At 40.7% G+C, this 3,266-nt stretch carries 3 protein-coding genes; all 3 read right to left on the bottom strand.

What is annotated here, in order from left to right; translation table 11 throughout:
• Window positions 1-65: 65 nt before the first annotated feature.
• On the bottom strand, window positions 66-2,234 hold the full coding sequence (locus IQ228_RS23660; RefSeq protein ID WP_193964648.1) for a PP2C family serine/threonine-protein phosphatase: 2,169 nt from the start codon (window positions 2,232-2,234) through the stop codon (window positions 66-68).
• Between the two features lie 214 nt (window positions 2,235-2,448).
• On the bottom strand, window positions 2,449-2,805 hold the full coding sequence (locus IQ228_RS23655) for an NAD(P)H-quinone oxidoreductase subunit M (RefSeq protein ID WP_027400788.1): 357 nt from the start codon (window positions 2,803-2,805) through the stop codon (window positions 2,449-2,451).
• Window positions 2,806-2,946: 141 nt separating this feature from the next.
• Window positions 2,947-3,225 carry a transposase gene (locus IQ228_RS23650; protein ID WP_228044043.1) on the bottom strand — a complete coding sequence of 93 codons (279 nt, stop codon included), beginning with the start codon at window positions 3,223-3,225 and terminating at the stop codon, window positions 2,947-2,949.
• Window positions 3,226-3,266: the final 41 nt, after the last annotated feature.

The raw sequence follows: 3,266 nt of genomic DNA, 5'->3' as shown, positions 1-3,266 counted from the left end.
GAGCCTCATCAACTGCATTCCTAGTCAGAGACTCCCCCACTCCCCCACTCCCCACTCCCTGTTCCCTATTCACAAATACTAGATTGATCTGATTGTAAAATAGAGATGTCTTTAGCTAAATCTTGCAGTTCAGAAAATTTCAGTTGCAATATTTTAGGATTTTCTGATGCAGGATTAGATTTTTGACAAACACGCAAACTTACATCTGGATTATTTCCACCATTAGGATTAGGTTTTTTATCTATAACTTGGAAAAAACTTTTAGCAGGGAAAGGTTGCTTATTTAAGGTTATGAGACTATTAGCTTGAATCACCCAATTAAGAGAGAGATTATCTAAAGTTCTTTGTGCCGTCAAAGGTGGCGGTTGACTAGAAAATGGAGACGGAGAAGAAATTATTGTTGTTGGTGACTTAATTTGGAGTTTAAACCAATATCCCAACAAACCAGATGATAACGTCAACCCTAGGAGAATAAACAACTGTAATGGTAATTGGGAAAGTTTAGCAGTCTTGCGTTCAGAAATAACTTGAGTTTTTGGATTATTAATAAAACTCTGCCCATTGGCTGTATCATCACCGGCTGAGTATAATTCTGTGTCAGGTAAAAGATGAGAAATATCCGCTGTAATTATCGTCTCTGGTTCAGAGTATTCAACATGATAATGTACTAAGGCAATAGTGGCATTATCATGTCCATTTTTAGTATTAGCAATTTCTATTAATCTTTGGGCAACATCTTCTATACTTGTTTTTCCAGAGAGAAGAGGTAATATTTCAGTTTCCCAAGATTCTTCCACTCTATCAAAATCACTCAGACCATCGGAAGTGAGTAAAAAAACAGCATCTTCATCAACAATAAAGCGTTGAGATGTGGGATGTAGAGAGGTACTTTTACTCATTCCCAATGCCTGAACCAATGAACCAGAACCCCTATGTTCTAAAGCTTCCCTGTAAAGAGCATAGCCTAAGCGGACTTCGCGGGAGGCGACATCATCATCTAAGGTAACTTGATGACAACCATGATGAGTAATCCAATAGGCACGACTATCACCGACATGGGCAATATATATTTCATGGGCAATAGGTAAAGCCATGACAATAGTTGTTCCCATGCGTTGTCGCCCTTGACGATGTTCGTTATCGTTACGCTGGCTGATTTTGTCATTAGCTTTGGCTACTGCCCGTTCTAAGTCCAAAAGTAGTAAGGATGGATCTATGTTGTCGGTGGGAACTGAAGTCAGTTCTTTGACTTGTTTATAAATAGTTTCAATTGCGAGGTTGGAAGCCACGTTACCGCCTTCATGTCCACCAATACCATCACAAACAATAGCTAGGGTGTTCTCTGTCGGCGATTTAGTGATTAAAGTGTCCCCAGCGGGGTAACAAGCATCTTCGTTACGGGGGCGGCTCGGTCCTGGGTCTGTTTTAGTGTAGATTTTAATTGTAGCTGTTTGAGATTTTGCTAATTGGCTCAATCCCTGATCTAAAATTTTAATTAATTGACTCGATGAGTTAATTTCTCCTTTAATTAACCAATCACATACTTGCTGCACAAATGGAGCAATATTTGGTTTAGTAGTTGGGAGCAGTTGCTGCCAAAATTCTCCTAATTGGCATAATGTCGGCGAGTTTTTGTCATCGAACCGTAATTCTAATAAGCGAATTAGTACCCCTTCTACTCTTAATAAATAATTATCTAAGAGGCTAGATGCTACGCCTTCAATGAGTAGGGGCTGCCATAAATTTGCTAATTGCCACAGCCAATGAATTTGACGCATTGATGAGGCTTGACTCCAAGAATCGTCTAAGCTTTGACATAGACTGACTTGAGTAATGCTTGCATTAACTATTAATGGTGGTTTTTCTAATAGTAGTATTTCTGTTTTGGTCTGCCCATTACTTAAATTGAGGACTCCATAAACTTGTGGGATGTGGAGACGATAGGTAATTAGTTTGAGGTAGGGTCTAATTTTTTCTAAATTATCTAATTCAGGTATTTCGGGCAATAAACCAGGTTTGATATCTAAAAGTATGGATTTATTAATGACTAAATAGCGATCGCCCGCGTCGCTTAAAATAGACCCAGGATGACAGTGGCTAAAATCACTGCCCACAGCCCAGAGATAACGCTTCGGCAAGGGAGTGGAACACTGCTGGCAAAATTTGTGGGTGAGGGGATTAGCCGATTGACAATATTCATTTGGGCAGCAGAGCGTTACCGCGTCATTTTCCATAGTTTTCCCACCGATTCTGCAATTAGCATTTTCTTCAACAGTATTTGGTAGCTATAGTTACTACCGCGCACATTTTTAGCAACCCACAGATTCATCATAACTTTTATTGTTATGAGAATATGTAGCGATAGCAGAACTAATTCTCAATCTGTCACTAAAACTTGACATAGCCGGCGAATTATCTTCGCCAGGACTAAGTAAGTATGTACTATATTTATTGATTGCTACTGGTTACTACTTGGGGTAGTCCCATACTGTAGTTAGTAACCCGACTGGAGAGATTATAGCTAATTTCACCTTTTTGGAGGAGCGATCGCAGATAATGCTCCAAATCTGAACCAATCCGGCGTAAGTTATAATCTGTCAGATCCTCGCCACTAGATGCTTCTACCAGTTGATCAAACTGGCGATAAACTTTTTGCAAAGCATCTTCGTTCCAGTTGAACTCGTTGTCTGGATCAATATCTAGTGTCAACACTTGATTACTCGGAATCAGTTCATCTTTGTCCATTTCTGCCGCAAAAATGCGAACATGACGGGTTGTGGACTTGAGCAGTATCAGGTTATCCATAAATTTGGGTGTAAGAATTTAGCTGAATTACACTGCAATTATTTTAACTGCTATCTTCGAGCTTACAGCAGAAATGAATGAGAAATTGACATACTCACCGACCTGAAGGTGCGGTGATTCTTGACGCTTCACTGACTGACGCTAACCGTTGCTAGTCTTACTCTGTCTCTGCGCCCGTTTAGAGTTGTGGCAATGCCCTATCCCGACACTTCGGCTTGGCTCAGTGCAAGCTTTATTTATATTTTTTGCGGCGTTCTCGTCTCGGTCGTGTTCAGTCCCACAATTCAGGCACTTAACCGACCGAATTTTTAGATCAAGTTTCCCCCATTTGTAGCCACAAGGGGATTGCGGGAAGGCTGGGAGCCGCGTCTCTTTAGAGCGCGGGGGAAAGCCTACCCGTGCGGTTTTAACCGCTGCCAATATTCTCAACTATGATGCGGGTCATTAATATATCTTTCTAT

This window comes from Dolichospermum sp. LEGE 00246, from assembly GCF_015207865.1.
Lineage (GTDB): Bacteria > Cyanobacteriota > Cyanobacteriia > Cyanobacteriales > Nostocaceae > Dolichospermum > Dolichospermum heterosporum.
This window is presented reverse-complemented; position numbering and strand designations above follow the sequence as displayed.

What these genes read in the sequence shown, in the direction of transcription:
- IQ228_RS23660 (WP_193964648.1), bottom strand. Translation starts at nt 2,234, where the DNA reads ATGGAAAATGACGCGGTAACGCTCTGCTGCCCAAATGAATATTGTCAA.
- IQ228_RS23655 (WP_027400788.1), bottom strand. Translation starts at nt 2,805, where the DNA reads ATGGATAACCTGATACTGCTCAAGTCCACAACCCGTCATGTTCGCATT.